The organism is Vibrio sp. S9_S30, from assembly GCF_014694455.1.
GTDB lineage: Bacteria > Pseudomonadota > Gammaproteobacteria > Enterobacterales > Vibrionaceae > Vibrio.
On record NZ_JAAUWT010000003.1, the window covers coordinates 284,769 to 305,233 of the forward strand.

Consider the following 20,465-nt stretch of genomic DNA (forward strand, 5'->3'; position numbering starts at 1 on the left):
TCATTGAGTGTTGCCGTGTTCTAATATCGACAACAGGTTGCTGACCGCGGCAAGAGTGGCTTTATTGACGCTTTCTTGGGTGAAGCCGCCAATATGGCTGGTGGCAATGCACCGTTCATGTTGCCAAAGCGGGTGGCTGGCAGGGGGCTCGGTATCGTACACATCCACCGCATACACCGAGATTTTTCCGCTGCATAAGCCCTTATAAATCACATCGTGGTCCACCAAGGATGCTCGGGCTGTATTGATGATAACCACCCCGTCTTTCATCGATTCAAGCGTGGTTGCACAGATTATGGGTCGGCCATCTAACGGAGCGGGGCAGTGAAACGTAACAATATCCGCCTGTGCAAGTAACCGACTGACTTCGGTAAACTGAAAGTCATCATTGAGCACCAATTGCCCTTTCAATATTGGGTCGAACGCCAACACCTGCGTCCCCAACCCCAATGCCATCTGAGCCACCTGCCGACCAATCGCCCCCATGCCGATAACGCCCACTCGCTTTCCTTGTATTTCCTGACCTAATGCACGGGGCCACAGACCCAACTTAAGCCCTTCTGCCGTTTCGGGTATATGGCGCAGCCCCGCCAACATCATCGCGATCGCCAATTCCGCCACACCACGAGCATTCGCCCCTTCCGCTCGGCACACCACGATCCCTGCTTGCTCAATACAAGCTAGAGGCAAGTTGTCGACGCCGGTGCCATTTCGGCTGATCACTTTCAGCTGCTTGGCTGAGCTGATCACCCTTTCAGACACGGGTTCTACGCCAGCAATCCATCCTACGCATTCGGGCACAATGGCCAGCAGTTCTTCTTCTGTCGGTGACTTTCCAGGCTGACAAAACACCATCTCATACCCTAGGTGTGTAAGGGATTCGAAAACGGGGTGACCATGTAAAGACAATGATCGAGGCGTCACTAAAATCTTACCTTTCTTCATCGCTTCCACTCTTATGGCTTAACGGCTTGCCGGAACGAGCAGCAATGCGCGACATGGCTTCGAAACGTTCGCCCTTGACCGGAATGTCCACATCGAAGACGTCCGCCATCACTCGTGTCCAACCGTAAAGAAAATAAACCCAACCATCATGAATCGACAGATGTGAACGCGCCTCTTGGGCTTTCGCCTGCTGGTAAAATTCCAGCTCACCTCGATAATTGAGTTCCCAAACGACGCTGTGCCTAGGAAATTGTGCGGTTTGCGACAACGGCGATCCCGGTGCGTCTTTTCCGAGTCCAGTCGCGTTGATGACCAACGAATACGGAGGCAGCGATGCCAAAGCTTCATCGTTGGTTGAATCGGTACTCACCAATACATACTCACACTCGACGTCTACGCCGTATCTTTTTAATACTTTATCCAATTCATCAAGCCGACACTGAGAGACATCTGAAACCACGACCTTAGCTGGACGATCTTTTTGTTTTTCGGCGTGCGAGAGAAACCAAATAATGGCCGTCGCGCTGCCACCCGCCCCCATGACAAAGACATTGCCACGGTGCGTCGAAAAAAAATGAGGAGGCACGATGTATTCCAGAGCAAAACCCGAAGTGATCGGGTCTTTCGCGCTGCAACAGAAGTTGGCTTCGCGTTTATAAAGGCAACTGGTTTCGTGCATTTTTCGCGCATGCGGGTCCACCTCATCAAACAGGTCGACGCAGGCTTGGTAAAGGTGAATTTTATGTGTTGTGACGAGTGCACCAAGCGATAGAGGATCATGCTTTATGAAGGAGGTCACCAGCTGGTATTGCTCTGCTGGCGCATTTAGAGGCAAATCGATCCCTCGGATTTGGACGTCGCCCAACCCCAGAAATTCCGCCCAAGCAGGGAACACAGTCATGATCGAACTTTGCAACGTAGACACGCCAATAAAGTAAAACGTGGGCTTGTTAGCCGGTACAAGGTTCATTCCCGCTCCCCTTCGTGTTTCTTGTCATCCCCTTTTTTCTTTTCAACCCTATTTTTCTCGCCCCCCCTATTTTTCTCGCCCCCCCTTTTTCTCTCCTCAACCCTATGCTTATTGCCATCTCTATTTTCATTGCCGTATAAACGGGACACCTCGGCTTGGCTACGAGGTTGGTAATGGGCATTTTCTTCAAGCTTCCAGCCACCTTGTCCTTCCGACATCACGCGATAACGCATACCACCAGCGCGCTCAATAATGCCGTAGTCTTGCCCACTGTCGGCGGGGTAGCAAAAGAACATCACTAACTCTTCATCCCCCGTATTGACACTTCGATGAATCCAAAATGGCGGCACGTAGCACACCGTGTTGGGCAAGATGTCCACCACTTGGGTTTCCCCTTCTGGTGACTCTAGTAACATCAAACCTTTGCCTTTCTTCCCGATGTACACTTCAGGGCGATCCGCAATGGCATGAATGTGCCCTCGTGTCATAAAATACTCCGCCCCAACCTTACCTGGCTTCATATTCGTCACCCCAAAAATCATATCCTGACACCGGCTCCCAGGGTGATAATCCGTCACTTCGTAGACGACCTCTTCCCCCATTTCGCGGTTTAAGGCTTCAAATGCTTTCGCATCCAAATACAATCCCTTTAAATCATTAAAGCGTTTTTCGTAATGTTGACCGTTCCCTACCAAGCTGCCTGAAAACACGTCAACTTGGCAGCTTACTGGATCCATAAGTGGCATCATTGTTCCCTCACTCTCCATTTTGATTGCCTACGCTTTGTTCAGAGCACCCCCGTTTTTTAACCCGTTGTGTGACCTAAAGGTTCGGCTTATTTAGTATTAATACTACACAAAATAAAAAGATCAACCGGTTTAAAGACAAAAATTGACGCTAATTTAATCAAATAATGTTAATAAACTGTGATATTTTAGATTGACATTGTGATTTTATGTATTAAAAATACATTTATTCCTATTTCATGATGATGAATTGGAAAGTAAAACGACCAAAGGGCCGATTCATACAAAGGAGTGGTGAATGTCGATAAGGGCAAGAAATCCCAAACAAACGGATTCAATCAAATATCTGTTTGTCTGGCCGGCATTATTTGTCGTGCTGCTGGTCACACTGTTCCCGCTGATCTATGCGCTAACGGTCAGCTTTCAATCTGTGCGTTTGATCCCCCCCTTGCCCGTCAAGTTTGTTGGCTTCGACAACTATCAAACTCTGCTGGAGTCTTCTCGCTTTTGGCAGTCTGTCTTTACTACCCTTTTTATCGTTTTCACCTCTGTATTTATTCAATACGTTGTGGGCTTTCTACTTGCGCTGGCGCTGTACATAAAAGTCCCGGGTGAAAAGCTGTTTCGAGTCGTCTTTTTACTGCCTATGTTTATGGCGCCTATTGCTGTCGCTCTGGTCGCCCGAATGATGTTCCATTCCGCCCTGGGCCCTGTGAACGATTTCTTTAGCTTGATCGGGTTTGAAAACCTTCCCTTTCTAACGGAAACCCGTTGGTCACTAGGCGTGTTGGTTACTGTTGAAGTTTGGCAGTGGACCCCTTTTGTCACCCTGCTGATGCTGGCTGGGCTACAAGGCTTGCCAAGGGATGTGTATGAAGCGGCGGCGCTCGAAAATGTGCCGCCGTGGCGACAATTCTGGGACATCACCTTTCCATTGTTGTTGCCGCTGTCGGTTGTTGTGGTGTTTATCCGTATCGTCGAAGGTTTCAAAATCATCGATACCGTCTACATTTTAACGGGTGGAGGCCCTGGCACCTCCACCGAAACTCTCACTCTATTTGCTTACAATCAAGGGTTTAAAACGTTCAATTTAGGGGAAGCGTCTGCACTCAGTTTTTTATTCCTGATCGTCATTGTTGTGCTGGGTAGTGTGTACCTTGCCGCCGTTAAACCTGTCGTGGAGAGGCACTCATGACCGACTTCGCCACCAACAAACTGTCTGCCTCCACAACGCAAGCGAGCCGTACCATGCGAAAATCGAGTGAAAATGCACAAATAACGAAACCGCATCGTGTGCGTTCGGTCATGTCGCTAAGCCAATGGATCGCCATTGTCGGATGTTTGGTTTGGTTGTTGTTTCTACTCGCTCCTTTTTACTGGGTCACCGTTACCGCATTCAAACCCCCTCAGGCGGTCAATGGCGGTGCTACGTATCTGCCGTTTATCGATTTTTCCCCAACGCTGGATGCTTTTAGGGAAGTCATGTCTGGCATTCGTGGCGATTTCGTCGGGCCTTTCTGGCACTCCTCTTTGATCGCACTGGTGTCCACCGCGCTGTCTGTGTTGTTGGGTTCCATGGCCGCCTATGGGATCGCTCGGTTTGAATTTCGCATTCGTTTCCTCGCGGGGGTGACATTTGCCATCGTGGGTATTGGTGGGTTTTTACTGCTGAATGAGGTCATGGGGGTCGCCATTCCTCAAGCCATATTTATTGCCTTAGTGTGCGCATTTACCTCGTCATTCTTTGTGAACAAACTGCCGCTACCTGGCCCTGTTCTGGGCAACGACGACGTGACATTTTGGTTTGTTTCTCAACGCATGTTCCCCCCTATTGTGTCTGCGTTTGCGCTGTACCTGTTCTACGCCGAGCTGGGAAAGCAGGGTGTCCAATTGCTCGACAGCTTTTTCGGCATGGTGGTCGCGTATACCGCATTTGGTTTGCCATTAGCCGTATGGTTAATGCGCGATTTCTTCCGAACCATTCCGGTTGAAGTGGAAGAAGCCGCGATGGTGGATAATGTGCCAAGACTGCGCATCTTTTTCGACATCGTTCTGCCCATGTCGAAACCTGGGTTGATTGCGACGTCCATGATCACACTGTCTTTCATTTGGAACGAATTTCTCTTCGCACTCTTGCTTACGTCTTCACGTTGGCAAACCTTACCGGTTGTACTAGCAGGACAAAATTCAAGCCGAGGCGATGAATGGTGGGCAATATCCGTTGCGACCTTAATATCCATTCTGCCCATGATCATCGTCGTTACTCTGCTCGGTCGGCTGATGCGATCTGGACTGCTGTCTGGATCAATAAAATAGCTTTCTGGATCAACAAAATAGCTCTTTGGGTCAATAAAATAGCTCTATCGATCATCAACAGACTTAAAGGTCTTTTGAATCTACCCATGGATGCCCAGCCTCTGTGCTCGGGCAAAATTAGAAGGAATTAAACATGGAAAAAAAATTACGCACCTCTACGCTGGCTGTCACACTTTGTTTAGGGACAACGGCAATCTCCAGCAATGCACTGGCGGCTTGTAACCCCGATTATTCTGGCGTTACCGTCACCGTGGGTTCGCAGAATGGTCCTTTTATCGCTTCAGCGCTTCGCACGGCAGGGAGTGCTTGGGAAACCCAAACTTGCGGCAAGGTAAAAATTGTGGAATTCCCATTTGGTGAACTTTTCCCTAAGTTTTTGACGGGAATGCAAACCGGTTCAAGTGAGATCGACGTCATTTCTTACATTCCTGCATGGTTACCCGACTTCAATATTTTCTTGTCTGAAATGCCGAAAAGCATGCAGGAAGGGGAATACTGGAACGATATTCACCCTGTATACCGTGAACGCTTAATGTTATGGGATGGCAAAGTGAAATCAGCCACAATGGATGGCGACATGCACATGCTGAATTACCGTGCCGACCTTTTTAATGATCCAAAAGAACAAGCGGCATTCAAAGACAAATATGGCTACGCTCTCGCGGCACCGGTGACATGGGATCAATACTACGACATTGCCGAATTTTTCCATCGCCCAGACCAAGGATTGTACGGCACAGCGGAAGCCTACAAACGCGGCGGACAGCAATTCTGGTATTTCTTCTCACACGCCGCTAGCTACACCAACGATCCGAAAAATCCGGGCGCCATGTTCTTTGACCCCGAAACCATGAATGCCCAAATTAACAACGCGGGTTGGCTACAAGCACTGAAAGACTACAAGCGGGGCTTGAACTATAACCCACCGGGCGCACTCAACAACGGCTCTGGTGATGTGAGGCCCTTGTTCGCTGGGGGGAAAGTCGCGATGAATATCGACTGGGCAGACTCCGGCATATTAGGGGCAAACCCAAAAGAATCACGCATCGTTGGAAATGTTCGCACCGCCATGCTGCCCGGTTCAAAATCCATGTGGAACATTAAAGAAGGTCAATGGGATAAATACGATGACGTGGTCGCTTCGCCTTTCCTCGCCTTTGGTGGCTGGCAATTAGCTGTTCCGCAATCTTCTAAAAACAAACCTGCCGCGTGGGATTTTGTGAAAACCGTCACCAGCCAAGAGCAATCCTCGAAAGCCATTGTCACCGCCAATACCGGGGTAAACCCATACCGCTTGAGCCACTATAACAACATTGATAATTGGTTGTTGATATTCTCCAAACCAGAGGCGGAATCTTACCTAGCGGCGCAACGCGCATCATTAGATGCACCAAACGTTGCACTTGATTTACGGATTCCTGGCTTCTTCGCTTACACCGAGATTCTTGAAATCGAGCTGTCGCGCGCATTGGCAGGAAAGGTGACGGAACAAGAAGCGCTGGACAGCATCGCAAAGCAATGGAACCAGTTAACGGATGATTTCGGTCGGGATTCTCAACTGAAAGCGTATCGCAGTGCCATGGGTTTACCCGAGAAAAAATAGATTTACCTGAGAAAAAATAGGTTTACCTGAAAAAATAGGTATACCTCAGAAAAAATAGGTTTATCCGAGAAAAATGGGCGCTTTAGACGCTGCCAGTTTCATCGCTGGCAGCGTGTTCCCACCAGACAGGGAGTTGTCACAGTGACACACGTTAGCTTAACCAACATCAGCAAATCCTACGGTGATATCCGCGTGATACCGGATCTGAATCTCGACATTAAACAGGGGGAATTTGTGGTTCTTGTCGGTCCATCTGGATGCGGGAAAACCACCACATTGCGAATGATCGCGGGTTTGGAGCCCGTCACCGATGGGCAAATCGCCATTTCAGAGCGTGACGTCACCGATGAACAACCTGGGACACGTAACTGTGCCATGGTGTTTCAAAACTACGCACTATACCCACACATGACGGTATACGAGAACATCGCTTACGGCATGAAGGTGAGGAAGGAACCTCAAGATGTCATTAAAAAAAGAGTGTCGGATGCAAGTGAATTGCTTGGCATTAACGCACTGCTTGAGAGAAAACCTCGTCATCTTTCCGGTGGTCAACGCCAAAGAGTCGCCATAGGGCGTGCCATCGTTAGGCACCCTGACTTGTTTTTATTTGATGAACCCCTATCCAATTTAGACGCGAAACTGCGCGTTGAAATGCGCACGGAAATCAAACAACTCCAACGCAAGCTCGGCACAACGGCGGTGTATGTTACCCATGACCAAGTGGAAGCCATGACCATGGCCGATCGCGTCGTGGTGATGCAAAATGGACACATCGAGCAATTTGCCTCACCCATCGAGATCTATGAGAAACCCGCCAATCGATTTGTGGCGGAATTCATTGGCACCCCTAGCATGAACTTTACCCGTGTGACGGTGGGACCCGACGCAACCGTTGTTACCTTAGACACGGGCGAAACCCTTGATGTATCACCGGATCATCAAATGTCACTCAACCCGTACTGTGATGCCCAAGTCGTACTGGGTATTCGTCCTGAACACACTCAAGATGCCCCCACTCTCGATGCAAGCAATGTCGTTACTGTTCACCCTAGGGCAATAGAGCCTCTTGGCTCGCACACACTGGTGATTTCCGACTTAGGTGGCGCACCATTTACCGCCCAGATAGACAGTCATTTCCCAGCAACCCTAGACCAGTTGTGCGGCATTCACATCGACATGTCAAAAGCACACTATTTCGATATAAACAGTGAATTACGAATAGATAACTGACACCTAAGATTGGCAAAGAGGTCACCATGGCAACCCCCCTATTTTTGGTTATTGACGTAGGAACAGGATCGGTGCGAGCGGCTGCCGTCAATAAGAACGGAAACATCCTGGCTTTTTCGGCTAAAGAGCACGATCAACATGTCCCCAAATATGGTTGGTGCGAACAACGTCCGGCCGATTGGTGGCAGGGTGCATGTGAATCCATTCATGCGGTTATCCAGCAAATTGGGCAGCAAAAATCCGATATTGTTGCCGTGGCATGTTGCGGTCAAATGCATGGCACCGTACTGATCAACAAGGCTGGTCAACCCACACGTGAATATGTGCCACTGTGGAACGACAAACGCACCATAAACCACGTTCATCAATATCAAGATCGCTTCGGAATAGAGCGTTGTTTAGCCCATACCGCTAACCCACCCACTCCGGCTTGGCCAGGGTTCAAACTGCAATGGTTTGCAGACAATGAACCTGAACTTTTGGAAAAAAGCTGGAAAGTATTGATGCCGAAAGATTTCATCAACTTTCGGCTAACCGGCCATATTGCGTTTGACACGACAGAAGCATCTGCCAGTTTTTTAATGGATGCTGAAACCAAAGAATGGTCGCATACCATGCTGTCACAGTTGGGTGTGCCACGTCGTTTACTGCCCCCCTTACGCGATCCATTGGATGTACTTGGGGCCATTTCATTTAAGGCTGCGCAAGAAACGGGGTTGCCCGAGGGAATTCCCGTGGTGGTGGGAGGTGGTGATTTCCCTGTGACGTTGGTTGGTTCGGGCGTGACCGAGCCCGGCATAGGCTCCGATGTGACGGGCACCTCTTCCATCATCACCATCGCAAATAGCGCGCCTGTAAGGCACGAAGAAGTCTGCAACGTATTGATCCCCGGGAATCTTTGGGGGGCATTTTCATTATTGGATGCGGGAGGCGATGCGGTGCGATGGGCAAGACGAGCCATGAACGAAAACGCTCTGTCGTATGAAGCGGCAACGGCAAAAGCCGCCGAATCGCCAGCCGGTAGCCAACAACTGTTCTTTTTACCTTATTTGACCGGAGAACGGCTCGGTGCCACTCGTCACTCGCGTGCACAATTTTTTGGGTTAAACAGTCGCCATAACCTAGCCGATCTGCACCGAAGTGTATTGGAAGGTGTCGCGTTTGCTGTTCGCAGACAAATCGAGCAAATGAGCGATGTGCGTACCAAGCACGGCTCCGATACCAACGTTGAACGCATTATTGCCGCAAGCGGCGGCGCGAAATCTCTACTCTGGCTGCAAATCAAAGCCAGCATGTACAACACACCGATACTGGTACCTAAAGAAGCGGAGTGTGGCGTAATAGGTGCGACGGCGATTGCCGCAACGGCCACTGGGCATTTCAATACATTGTCCGATGCAGCGCGACACATGGTTCAATACGAAAAGGAAATCCAACCGAACCCAGCATGGAAAGAGACATACGATCTCATGTACCCGATGTTCAATAAAATCAAGGCGGCAACAAGCGACCTTTACAGCGAACTCGATACATTAGAAGACGCGATCTTGCCGAACGTTTAAACTTTTTCTCTGTACTTTAATTGAGCACAAGCAAAGATAAGACATGGAGCTCGGATACTTGCACAGTGCTCAGTGTATATTGAGCAACATTGGCTCACCGATACGCAGAACAAGGAAAACGCATGTTAAAAATAGACACAGAGCAACTCAAATTCGACGGCGTACTCTGGGACATGGACGGCACCCTTGCCGACAGCGAACCCATCCACGAACGAGCCATTCGCCACACACTGAATCAGTATGGGGTAAACCCGACGCACGACGACATTCAAAACGTATTGGGAACCGAAGGAAGTGAAACCTTCGAGTACTTTCGCAATACATACGATTTAACCGTTTCGTTTGACGATTATCGAGCCTCTAACTATCAATACTTTTGCGCTCACAGCAACGAAGTCACCCCCCTTTACGGTTGTGAAGTTTTCAAAGTCTTCCATGAACTGGGCGTACCGCAAGCGATTGTGACGAATTCGGATCGGATCTTGGTTAATGCCAGCCTCGCTGCTCTTCACATTGAAACGCCAGGTATGACGATGGTTACAAGAAATGATGTAAAGAGTGGAAAGCCTTCACCTGAAGGGTATTTGCGCGCCGCTTACCTCATTGATATCGAGCCAAACAAGCTCGCGGTGATTGAAGACAGCGTACTCGGCGCAAAAGCAGGGCTCCTTGCAGGAATGCAAGTCATTGGTGTGCCTATAGAGGAAAACCGGCACAAATTCTCTAGCGATGTCACCCTTGTTCAAGATGCACAAACGCTGCTTGGTGCCCTAACCAACCGTGAGTAACAAAAACCGAATGGGCAACGCCTAAATCTTCATACGAACGACAAACGATATTTTTGTCGCAAGAAATTCACATAAGAAGCGGGGCTACTGTTTAACTCTTTCAATATGCATCAAAAAAATTCAGTTCGAACCCTGCATCTTCCGTAAGCTGGGTATATACTTTTTGAAAACCCTATTCCTCCTAAGGTGATATTGCAAGCCACCTTGGGCTTACTGCTCTAATATTCAGGTAGGCTACATGATCATAGAAGTGACTTATCATCCTAGCAAACACGATTTAGAATCGATTTATCAAGCTTTAAAAGAATTCAATGAACCCTTTTTTCAGGGGTTAGATGAAAAGGTTTTGGCATTGTTTATTCGAGATCCGCACCACCAAATTATTGGTGGGATTGCAGCGCACTTATTCTATGATTCTCTCCACATCCATAGAATTTGGGTTCATGAGACCCTTCGGCGTAAAGGCGTTGGCACTAAGCTGCTGAAAACAGCTGAAAGGGAAGCTCGAAAAATGCGGATTACAAAGGTGTTTCTAGACACTTACAATTTTCAGGCGCCCGAATTTTACCAAAATCATGGCTTTCGCGAAGTGGGTCGTTACGTGGGTTACCCACAAGATGGCACAGATAAAATATTTTATCAGAAGACTTTGATATGATGGTTGGAAACCCAAGGTAAACGCCCCAAATGACCTTGGGTATGTTACCTGAAGTCACCTCTATCACGATCCGGAGTTAACCTTGAAACAAACGCAACGTCATCATGAAATACTCGCTTTATTGGACGAGCAAGGGTTCCTTTCCACTGAAGCTTTTGTTGATACGTTTAACGTCAGCCCCCAAACGATTCGACGCGATCTTAATGAACTTGCTCAACAAGGGCTCATCAGCCGCCATCATGGTGGGGCATCGCTCTACTCCAGCACAGAAAATGAAGCCTACTCCACCCGAAAAATCAGCCATCAGGAAGAAAAAGCCCGTATCGCGACTGAATTGGTCAAGAAAATTCCTAATGGCGCCTCCATGTTCATTGATATCGGTACAACAACGGAAGCGGTGGCGACTGCATTGCTCAACCATAAAGATCTCAAAGTGGTCACGAATAACATCAATGTTGCCAGTATTTTGATGCCAAAAGAGGACTTTACCGTCATCATCGCTGGCGGTCAGATCCGCAATAAAGATGGCGGTATTATTGGGGAAGCCACGCGAGAGTTCATCGAACAATTTCGGATGGATTTTGGCATCATAAGCATCTCGGGTATTGATTCCGACGGCAGCATGCTCGATTTTGATTATTCTGAAGTGAAAATAGCACAAGCCATTATTGCCAGCTCACGCCAAACATTATTGGCGGCCGACAGCAGCAAGTTCAACCGTGGTGCCATGGTGAACCTAGGGCATATTTCTCAAGTCGATTCGTTGTTTACTGATGAATTACCAGCCTCGGACTTGGTTGACGTGATCAAGCAGCATGATGTGGAGCTGGTGGTGTGCTAATCGCATTGAGGGGCACCCTTCGCCCTCATTCACTTTCCTTGATTTTTTAAGAACGCTTCCACTTCATCGATGAATGGAATGGACGTTTGTGCCCCCAGCCGTGTTACCGAGATTGCCGCCGCGGCTTGGGCAAAGATGACCGCATCTTCCAACGATTTGCCATTGGATAACCCGACTAATAACGCCCCATTGAATGTGTCGCCAGCGGCAGTGGTATCCACCACATCCACTGTAAAACCTGGAATCAAGTAGCCAATACCCTCCTGACTTACCCACACCCCCTTTGCGCCCAAAGTAATCAGCACAGTAAATACGCCTTTTTGATGGAGCACTTGCGCCGCTTGCGAGGCAGATACAGGATCCGTCACGTCAATTCCTGTCAGGATTTGAGCTTCCGTTTCATTGGGGGTGATGAGATTAAGTTTGGAAAGCAGGTTATTGGAGAGTGCTCTTGCCGGTGCTGGGTTAAGTACAACCTTTTTGTTGGCGCAATACGCGATATCTATCGCTTTCTCTATACCTGAAATCGGCGTTTCGAGTTGGACCAACAAGTAATCGCCCTGCTCTATGATTGCCGAAAAATCCGACACCACCTTTGCAGTAAGGCGATCATTGGCTTCTGCCGAAAGACAAATGGTATTCTCGCCGCTTTCTGCCACTTGGATCATCGCAATGCCAGTGGCGCAATCGGGCTCCACCTTTATCCCAGAGACGTTAATTCCATCCGATTGATATTGTTTTCGGATCCCTAAGCCAAAAGGATCGTCACCAACACACGCAATAAAATGGGTGTCGGCACCCAACCGTACAGCAGTCACCGCTTGATTCGCACCTTTTCCCCCCGCAATAACCCGATAGTTTCGACCTTTTAAGGTTTCTCCGGGGCGTGGAAACGCTGCAACCTGCAAAACGTGATCAGCGTTGATGCTTCCTAACACAACAATTCCGTTCATAATTTTCTTTCATCAGCCTCTTTTCTTAATGCCATCCATTGACGGGGAGACACCCCAGTAATTTTCCGAAACACCTTGCTGAAACCGGAATAACTCTCGTACCCCACGTGATCCAATACCCAATGCATCGGCTTGCCTTGCAACATAAGCGATTGTGCCACTCCAATGCGCCAATGCGCGATGTAATGGCCGGGAGTCATGCCCACCACTTTTTTAAAGGTATCGATGAAAACCGTTCTCGACATCGCGCCTTTTTCCGCCATGTCTTCCATCGTGAAAGCTTTATAAGGAAGTTGATGAATCATATCCAACACACCCGACAGCCGTGGGTGTGATAGCCCAGACAGTACGCCTTGCTTCACCAAATTGCTTTCCACAATATGGCGAAAAAGCATGATCATCATGACATCACTCAACTTATCTAGAATCACCTGCTGACCTAATTCTGCATTTTCCGCTTCAAGAAACAATCCTTCCATTATGGGCGACAATGCTGGCAATGCTCTAAACGGAATCACAATGCTGTCTGGCAACGCTGAAAAAATCAGTTCCCACTTCCCTTCACTGTATTCAATTGTAGAACACACCAATTTAGCCCCATCCGATAGCCCTTCAATAACGTGAGGAACGGTTTGAGGAAAATACACAATAGAGGGCTCATCGATCTTCATTTCCTTCCCTTTATGATCACGCAGGATCAGTTTTCCCTCACGCACAATATGAAGGTGCCCTTGATTCTTTTCATCAGTCCCAAATGACGAGGCGCCACAGAGCTGCCCCGTATAGAAAACTTCAGACCGCATAGAAAGTTGTTGTATCAGTTTAGATAAAGCATCCATGGAAACCTCGGACTATTGGCACACTTTTACGCACTTATGTACCCAAATAGACCGAGATTCTCATTTAAATTACTTCACATCGGACGAGAAAAAGAAAATAAGGAGTCTTTATATGTCTGTTGCAAAAAAAACGTTGAAACGCTTTGTCGCTCTTGGTGGAATCGCAATGCTGCCTTTCTCGGTACTGGCAGCGGATATTGACGTAAGTGCTGACACCAATGACCTCGCAATTAAGGGCTACGACCCAGTGGCCTACTTTACAGCAAGTGAGCCAACCGTCGGCAACCCAGAATTTTCAGCGACTTACAAAAATGCGATTTACCATTTCGCTTCTGCTGAAAACCGCGATGCTTTCCGCGCTAACCCAGCAGCATACGCACCACAATACGGTGGCTACTGTGCATTTGGCGTCGCAATGGGTAAGAAATTTGATACGGATCCACTGGCGTGGAAGGTCGAAGAAGGCAAGCTGTACCTAAACCTAGATAAATCAGTACAAAAACGCTGGTTAGAAGATGTGACCGGGTTTGTTAAAACCGCGAACGGAAACTGGCCTGAAATCAAAAGCGTAAGCGCTGATAAGCTGTAAGTTTCCCCTCCCTTGCATTGAGACTCTCTCCCTCTGTCCATGTCCTTTGCAAGGGATCTTTTTATTCCCTGTCTTGGGTTAGCGCCCATGAAAAAAGCCCCTAACGGGGCTTTTTTCATTGCCATCCCTAAACCACCGGCTCTGGCGATGAGGATTTCTTAGGTTATCGGCTATTGTTTATTGTTTATTGTTTATTGGCTATCGGTTATTGGTTATTGCCTGAAAGCTCGCCCCGTTAGAAGTGCTCTTAAAACGACACTCCCTTTGTGCTCTGTTTAGAGGCGAGAGTCATCAATATCAATAAACTGTTCAGGGGGCTGCGCTTGACACCAATCCCACGCTTTTTTGGATATGTCGTACATGCCTTTGGCGGTATGTGCAAACTCCCAATCATTTAAGCTGATTTCTAGAATCTTTCTATCGATCGTATCGAGGAAAGTGCCATAAGAAGCGTGGTATTGTTCTCGCAATGCTTGCTGATTTTGCTCATCGGTAATGCCGTACGCTTCAGGTTGACGTTTTACTGCACCAATGCTTTCCGCAGAAAGGGTCACATCTACAATCATATTGGCACAAGTCGACCATTGGGCTTCTTTTGCCATCTGTTGCTCATCTGGGAGATGATCAAAGTTGGGTGGCATTCCACGCCAAGGTTCATCGAGTTCGAGTGGCATATTATGCTCTGGATGCTCTTCAAGTGGAGCAAGCTTTTTGTTCATCTTCCGCACCTCGTTTGTCGCGATTTCCCATTCGCGATTGGTTTGTTCCGCGGCGGCTTGTTCCAATGGTTCCATTTCTCGATATAGATCTTGCAATTGTTGCTCTAGCGCTTCAATTTTATCTCGGTGAACGTCGGAATCATCACCACTGCTTGAGAGTTCATCGATTTTATCCAGCAGTTTCTCTTCTTTCTCTTTTAGAGCGTAATACTGGTCTTCTTCATCATTACCGTATTGACCGATGCAGGCTTCTAAGCGCGCATCCGTTACCCCGAGTACAGATTTAAGCTCATTGCGATAGCAAAGCTCAAATTGATTCTCATCACCTTTTAGACACTTTTCTAGAAGGCTACGGATGCCTTTCGTGATGGTTGCTTCTGGCTTACCACTGCAGGCAGCCAATTCAGAAAAAGCACCTTTGTCTTTCATCCAAGCCATTTGAGTATTGATGCTGAGTTCGATCTGCTTCTCTGTCAGCTCAATGGAATGAGCTGGTATAGCCAGAATCAGTATTGAAAACGTCAGTGACGTGCGAGAAAGCGTAGAAATTTGCATGTTTTCCCTCGATAGATTGCGAGCATCTATTTGATGATGATTATTTAACCTGAATTCAGGTTGTTTAGACCGCTATCCACCAACAGGCAATCAGACCCGTTGGCATTCAATATCCCCCTTTATTTTGATGTAGATATTGACGGTTTCAATAGGAAAATGTAGAGAAACCAGCATGATCACACATGTGAGATTGATGGGAGTTGAGAGATGGATGGAAGTTGTAAGATGGATGGAAGTATAGTGCATTGAAAGGATGAAATAATACAGCGGTTGATGTAATTAAGACTAAGGCACCACCTGCTGAAAATACTTTATCAGTTTCAAATGCAACAAGACAAATACCGGTAAGTAACATTTCACTTTCGGAAAAAGAGTCCACTATGCTCCATCTACCGCTGAATATTCGAACCACTCATTAACCATAGTTAAATTGGAAAGAAATTACGCCCAATCAACCAAGAATTAAGAACCACTAAAATATACGGTAATAATACTGGTTAGAACTCATGCGATCCAATAGGCAGGAAACAAGCGAGAAAAACGTGACGTAAAAACTTGGCGTGCACTGCCCTATTCTATGCTCATGAGAATCACGAACCCACGAATAATAAAAAAGGAATGAATACCCATATGGGCGTAACGGCTCCAAATGCGGGTGCTTCGAGATCGGTAACAGGTGCATGATCTGCCATATGTGCAGAATACGTATCATGAAAAATCACAACAAAATTTGCGGACAAAAATCTAAATGAATCTAAATGAATCTATCTCATAAAGCCTTGTCTTCATATCACATTATCCATCAAGCCATATACAGAATGTTCGGTTCCAGTGTAAACCCACTAAATAAAGATAATATTACCCTTTAAACGTTCTTATATTAATCAAACTACCAATAAGTAACTAAAAATCGCCAATATTAAATAACTTTAATATTTTAAAAATGTATGAAGTCGAACTCATTCGATCTAGGATTCTCTATATATTAACAATATTGTTTTTACAGTCTTCAGCAGCGAATGAGCTCTTCATTTCCCTGACTTCTGATTTAACCAAGCGGTCTAGTTCAGCTAAACGACGGGCAACATTGATGCCTCGGTTACCTTTTTGGGGTTACTGCAACATGTCGTTATAGCGCTTGAAGTTTGGCACCTTATTTTTAATTGATAACATGCCAAATGACCTTCCTATAATTATTCTGAATCACGATCAAAAATATAAATGATGGATACAAAAAATACAGTATAAGGAACGGAATAATAGGTAACTCCGTGCGGTATATTCATCTGTAAATAAATATTCAGCAACATAGAAAACTCATTATAAGGAATTCTACCCCTAACCATTATAAGACATCACTTTCTTTGAATTTTTATTCCAAAAAATTTTAAAAAATAAATAAATCTCACTTATAAGACTGAGTTTTTTTGGCGTAAATTAATTAGAATAAAAATCACAAAACAAATATTAATAAAAGAAAAATATAATAACAACAAATTGACAATAAAATATAACACTATGATTTGTAATAAATTTTATCTCATTTTTTTTATATATATAGTGTTAATAAATCAGATATAAACCATGATGCATATAGATCAAATTTAATAAAATATATAACGTAATTATTAGCGGTAACAAAGATAATCTTGGTGAAACAAGAAACATTCAAAATCATTAAAACTTAATTTTTTGTTATTTATTAAAGGTAGATAAAATGAAAACATCTATGAAAATAGTAAGTTTAGCTATATTAGCGGCGTGCAGTACCGCTGCGTATAGTGCTGGTCCTTCATGGACTCAAGCAGAAAAGGTATTTAATACCTACGAAGATAATGCGTCATTATTACCAGTATCAGGTTATATCTCTAACTGGGGTCTGTACGAACGTGGCTTTAATGTCAATGAAATTGAAGGAAAATACGACAAGTTAGTGTATTCTTTCATGTCGCTTTGTGGTGCCAAGATTGGTGACCCGACGATTATTACTGCAGTTGAGTCTACAGAGAGAGTGTGTGCAGCGGGTGGTTACCCTGACTTCACCATTGTGTTTACCGACCCGTGGTCAGATCTCCATAAAGATTTAGGAGCCGGCCCGAGTCAATCTAACTTTGAAAACGGTCAGGAAGCCGCAGGGGGACTAGTTGCCGTTTTTCGTGAAATGAAGAAACGCGATCCAGGCTTAGAGCTTGCTTTCAGTGTGGGTGGCTGGTCGCTATCTGAACCATTCTCTCGCATGGCAAGTTCTGCTCAGACTCGTAAAGTGTTTGTCGACAGTGCTGTAAAGTGGTTCACTCTATATCCAATGTTTGACCAAATCGATATCGATTGGGAATACCCAGGTGGAAATGGTGCTGAGAAAAACTCATGGTTACCAGAGGATGGGGAGAACTACGCCCTTCTTATTAAAGAGCTGCGTACGGCTCTAGACACTGCCGGCCTACAAGCCAAGAAAATTGCTATCGCTGCTGGTGCACCTGCTACAAAACTGGACGCATCAAACATCAAAGCATTGCTTGATAACGGTTTGGATTATATCCACTTAATGACATACGACTTTATGGGCGAATGGCAAGACAAACTTGCCCACCACACCAACTTGTCAGGCGAACAGCTAAAAAATGACGAGTCTTTCCACTCTGCTGAGAAATCAATTGACTATATGATCGATGTACTTGGCATTCCATCAAACGTCATTCATATCGGTTATACAAACTACAGCCGTAACGCAGGTGAAGTGAAACTTGACAGTGTTTCTCCGTTGGTGGGCTCTTTTACACCGGATAGATCAACAAACAAAAGTTATGATCCGGCTTCTTCTGAGCTTTTTGATTACGCAAACAAACTGATCAGCTACAAGAGCACAGGCGCTACTGGTCTACAAGGTTATGATATTTATACCGACATAGATGCCAACGCAGACTTCCTGTTCAACAAAAATACCAAACAGTTCATAAGTGTTGATACACCTCGAACTGTTTACGCGAAAGCGGTGTACGCTAAAAAACGTAATCTAGGCGGTATTTTCAACTGGATGGTTGATCACGACCCTGGCTACCACATCAATGCAGCACGTGAAGGCTTAGGTTATAAAGCGACTCAGACTAAGCTAGACATGACTAACGCTATTAATACGTGTGGATTCATTGATGTAAATGGAAACAAGCTGTCTGAAGAAGACTGTAAAGTCTTAACGGGCATTAAGGCTGGTTCTATCAAGCCGATTGCTCCGCCAACGCAACCCGCTGAGCCAACAAAACCAGCTGAGCCAACGCAGCCAGCTGAGACAACGCAACCCGCTGAGCCAACAAAACCAGCTGAGACAACAAAACCAGCTGAGCCAACGCAACCAGCTGAGACAACAAAACCAACCGATTCGACTGTTGAACAGTGGGATGCTACCAAGACTTATCAGCAAGGTACGTTCGTAATGTTCGAAAATGAAAAATGGTATGCACGGAGTTGGGCTCCTGCAGGCAGCGATAACCCTAAAGTGGCGTATCAAAAAGATAAGTGGGGTAACTGGGAACCAGCTAACTAATACCACCAATAATTAGTATTCTCTCATTCAACCCCTGCTCTGGTTCATCCAAAACAGGGGTTTTTTTGGCAAATTACACTTCCCTACAACACCAAAAGCGCCTCCAGACCCATTGTGTTCTTCGAGGCTTTTCAAATAAATAGAGTCGATGTGCGGGGTTAAAGACTGAAACCTGATCTTGGCGTTATTCGTTACCCGTAATCAGGCGTTAGCTTTTTCTGAATTAATTTGGGGAATGTAACCCCATTCTGTTTCCTTCTGAATCAAGGAAAATAGCAAAGAATCCACTTTCGTCAGCATGAGCGGTTTTGGGAATAACGATTTTGCCGCCGTTTTTTTCCACTTCATCAAGTGATTAATTTCCCTATGTTATACGCCACCAAAGTGGCTTCCATCAATCATCCAATAGCATGTCAAGAAACAACGCTCTGGACGTTGGGGAGTTGTCCCTGTGAGTCGCGTACTCTACGTGCGTTTCTTCAGAAGCGGTTGGAGATAACCTGATGCTCCAAAGTGCATTTAGCTGATTTGGCACAACAGAATAACGTACGTCGATGATACGTAACTCGTCGGTTGGGTCCTGCGCGATGTACCCATTAGAAAACCAGCGGAAACGTTCGATATCTTTGGCTTGCTGTGAATTCGGATCGAGCCATGGGAAGTCTCGCCCGACATCCAACTTAGCCACGGACTCACCGGGGTAAGTTTTCACAGACGTTCCCACCCTCACCGCATCCACGTAATAACTGTCTTCGGTTTCGTAAACCACTTTCCAAAGTAAAAGGTTCGCAAAACTTGGTTTGGCTTCAAGTTTAATCGGTGCGTGCTGTCTTTCTTGAGCCAATTGCCAGCCTGCCGTTTCCGCTCTGTCTCTTTGAATCATTCCAAACGTCAGATAGACCAGTACCCAAAGAAAGGCGACACGGGAAAACAAAGGGTTTCGCTTCAGTATTGCAAATATAAGTAGTACCAATATGGGAAGCGTAAATGCAGGATCGATAATAGACACCGTGTTCCAAGCATAACGTGCATTACTCAAGGGCCAAAACAGCTGTGTGCCATAGCTGGTGCAGGAATCCAGCAGGGCATGAGTGCCATAACCTAGTGCACAAAAGACCCAGCTTTGTTTAAATGAAAGCCCGCGCCTTTTTGAGACAAGCTGGTGCAAAACCAAAGCACAGATTAAGCTTCCAATTGGGATGAACAGGAGGGAATGAGTGAACTGCCGGTGGAATTCCAAAAACAGCAGTGGGTCGGTTGATGAACGAATGAGTACATCCAAATCTGGCGCCATGCCAGCAAGGAACCCTAACACTCCCACCACAATCAAATGCTGTTTTTTGCTCACCGACTGAGGCAAAGAAGCGCCCAATAAGCCCTGCGTTAATGGATCCATCAAGTACCCTCAAATAAGGTTTTAGCCGAACACGGTTATACTGTGTTACCTAAATCTAAGATCATCAAATTTGGCGTGATTTCAGTGTAAAAGGTAATGAACGAGTTCGCTAATCTGGGTATCTAAAACGCGGTCTGGACACACAAAAAAGCCTCGAAGATCGATATGGTCTTCGAGGCTTTTTCAATGCATGGAGCAGTGGAATTGCGGA

Annotated in this window: 18 protein-coding genes; 10 read left to right on the forward strand and 8 right to left on the reverse strand. The window is 46.3% G+C overall.

What is annotated here, in order from left to right; all coding sequences use genetic code 11:
* Genes HC752_RS05260 through HC752_RS05270 form a run of 3 tightly spaced genes read right to left on the reverse strand, consistent with a single transcriptional unit; the run spans position 1 to position 2,664 of the window.
* Entirely contained in the window at positions 1-945 is a 945-nt protein-coding gene (locus HC752_RS05260; protein ID WP_190334071.1) for a phosphoglycerate dehydrogenase, read from the reverse strand.
* Positions 932-1,915: a shikimate dehydrogenase family protein gene (locus HC752_RS05265; protein ID WP_190334072.1), complete on the reverse strand. Its 984-nt coding sequence runs from the start codon at positions 1,913-1,915 to the stop codon at positions 932-934. Before HC752_RS05265 ends, HC752_RS05260 begins: the two co-directional genes overlap by 14 nt.
* Positions 1,912-2,664 carry a glucose-6-phosphate isomerase gene (locus HC752_RS05270; RefSeq protein WP_190334073.1) on the reverse strand — a complete coding sequence of 251 codons (753 nt, stop codon included), beginning with the start codon at positions 2,662-2,664 and terminating at the stop codon, positions 1,912-1,914. The genes HC752_RS05265 and HC752_RS05270 overlap by 4 nt, the downstream gene beginning before the upstream one ends.
* Positions 2,665-2,959: 295 nt before the next feature.
* Between HC752_RS05270 and HC752_RS05275 the strand changes: the two genes are divergently transcribed.
* The 8 genes from HC752_RS05275 (at position 2,960) to HC752_RS05310 (ending at position 11,662) form a co-directional block, all read left to right on the forward strand.
* Positions 2,960-3,856: a carbohydrate ABC transporter permease gene (locus HC752_RS05275; protein WP_190334074.1), complete on the forward strand. Its 897-nt coding sequence runs from the start codon at positions 2,960-2,962 to the stop codon at positions 3,854-3,856.
* Positions 3,853-4,977: a carbohydrate ABC transporter permease gene (locus HC752_RS05280; protein WP_190334075.1), complete on the forward strand. Its 1,125-nt coding sequence runs from the start codon at positions 3,853-3,855 to the stop codon at positions 4,975-4,977. The genes HC752_RS05275 and HC752_RS05280 overlap by 4 nt, the downstream gene beginning before the upstream one ends.
* 133 nt (positions 4,978-5,110) lie before the next feature.
* On the forward strand, positions 5,111-6,580 hold the full coding sequence (locus HC752_RS05285; protein ID WP_190334076.1) for an extracellular solute-binding protein: 1,470 nt from the start codon (positions 5,111-5,113) through the stop codon (positions 6,578-6,580).
* A gap of 141 nt (positions 6,581-6,721) precedes the next feature.
* Positions 6,722-7,813: a sn-glycerol-3-phosphate ABC transporter ATP-binding protein UgpC gene (locus HC752_RS05290; protein ID WP_190334077.1), complete on the forward strand. Its 1,092-nt coding sequence runs from the start codon at positions 6,722-6,724 to the stop codon at positions 7,811-7,813.
* Between the two features lie 26 nt (positions 7,814-7,839).
* Positions 7,840-9,375, forward strand: a complete 1,536-nt coding sequence (locus HC752_RS05295) for a xylulokinase (RefSeq protein ID WP_190334078.1) — start codon at positions 7,840-7,842, stop codon at positions 9,373-9,375.
* Positions 9,376-9,497: 122 nt separating this feature from the next.
* On the forward strand, positions 9,498-10,163 hold the full coding sequence (locus HC752_RS05300; RefSeq protein ID WP_190334079.1) for an HAD family hydrolase: 666 nt from the start codon (positions 9,498-9,500) through the stop codon (positions 10,161-10,163).
* A gap of 238 nt (positions 10,164-10,401) precedes the next feature.
* Entirely contained in the window at positions 10,402-10,821 is a 420-nt protein-coding gene (locus HC752_RS05305) for a GNAT family N-acetyltransferase (protein WP_190334080.1), read from the forward strand.
* Between the two features lie 82 nt (positions 10,822-10,903).
* Entirely contained in the window at positions 10,904-11,662 is a 759-nt protein-coding gene (locus HC752_RS05310) for a DeoR/GlpR family transcriptional regulator (RefSeq protein WP_190334081.1), read from the forward strand.
* Between the two features lie 29 nt (positions 11,663-11,691).
* Here HC752_RS05310 and rbsK read toward each other — a convergent pair whose 3' ends face one another.
* On the reverse strand, positions 11,692-12,615 hold the full coding sequence (rbsK, locus tag HC752_RS05315; RefSeq protein ID WP_190334082.1) for a ribokinase: 924 nt from the start codon (positions 12,613-12,615) through the stop codon (positions 11,692-11,694).
* Positions 12,612-13,454, reverse strand: a complete 843-nt coding sequence (locus HC752_RS05320; protein WP_190334083.1) for an AraC family transcriptional regulator — start codon at positions 13,452-13,454, stop codon at positions 12,612-12,614. Before HC752_RS05320 ends, rbsK begins: the two co-directional genes overlap by 4 nt.
* Before the next feature lie 112 nt (positions 13,455-13,566).
* Here HC752_RS05320 and HC752_RS05325 point away from each other — a divergent pair, with 112 nt between their 5' ends.
* Positions 13,567-14,043 (forward strand): YHS domain-containing (seleno)protein, encoded by a 477-nt coding sequence (locus HC752_RS05325; RefSeq protein ID WP_190334084.1) that lies wholly within the window; start codon positions 13,567-13,569, stop codon positions 14,041-14,043.
* Between the two features lie 275 nt (positions 14,044-14,318).
* Here HC752_RS05325 and HC752_RS05330 read toward each other — a convergent pair whose 3' ends face one another.
* Positions 14,319-15,317 (reverse strand): hypothetical protein, encoded by a 999-nt coding sequence (locus HC752_RS05330; RefSeq protein WP_190334085.1) that lies wholly within the window; start codon positions 15,315-15,317, stop codon positions 14,319-14,321.
* A 1,729-nt stretch (positions 15,318-17,046) separates the two neighbouring features.
* Here HC752_RS05330 and HC752_RS05335 point away from each other — a divergent pair.
* The gene (locus tag HC752_RS05335; protein WP_190334086.1) at positions 17,047-18,858 is read left to right on the forward strand and encodes a glycosyl hydrolase family 18 protein; all 1,812 of its coding nucleotides are present in this window, start codon (positions 17,047-17,049) and stop codon (positions 18,856-18,858) included.
* Between the two features lie 201 nt (positions 18,859-19,059).
* Here HC752_RS05335 and HC752_RS05340 read toward each other — a convergent pair whose 3' ends face one another.
* Positions 19,060-19,206 (reverse strand): hypothetical protein, encoded by a 147-nt coding sequence (locus tag HC752_RS05340; RefSeq protein ID WP_190334087.1) that lies wholly within the window; start codon positions 19,204-19,206, stop codon positions 19,060-19,062.
* A 46-nt stretch (positions 19,207-19,252) separates the two neighbouring features.
* On the reverse strand, positions 19,253-20,254 hold the full coding sequence (locus HC752_RS05345; protein WP_190334088.1) for a metal-dependent hydrolase: 1,002 nt from the start codon (positions 20,252-20,254) through the stop codon (positions 19,253-19,255).
* Positions 20,255-20,465: the final 211 nt, after the last annotated feature.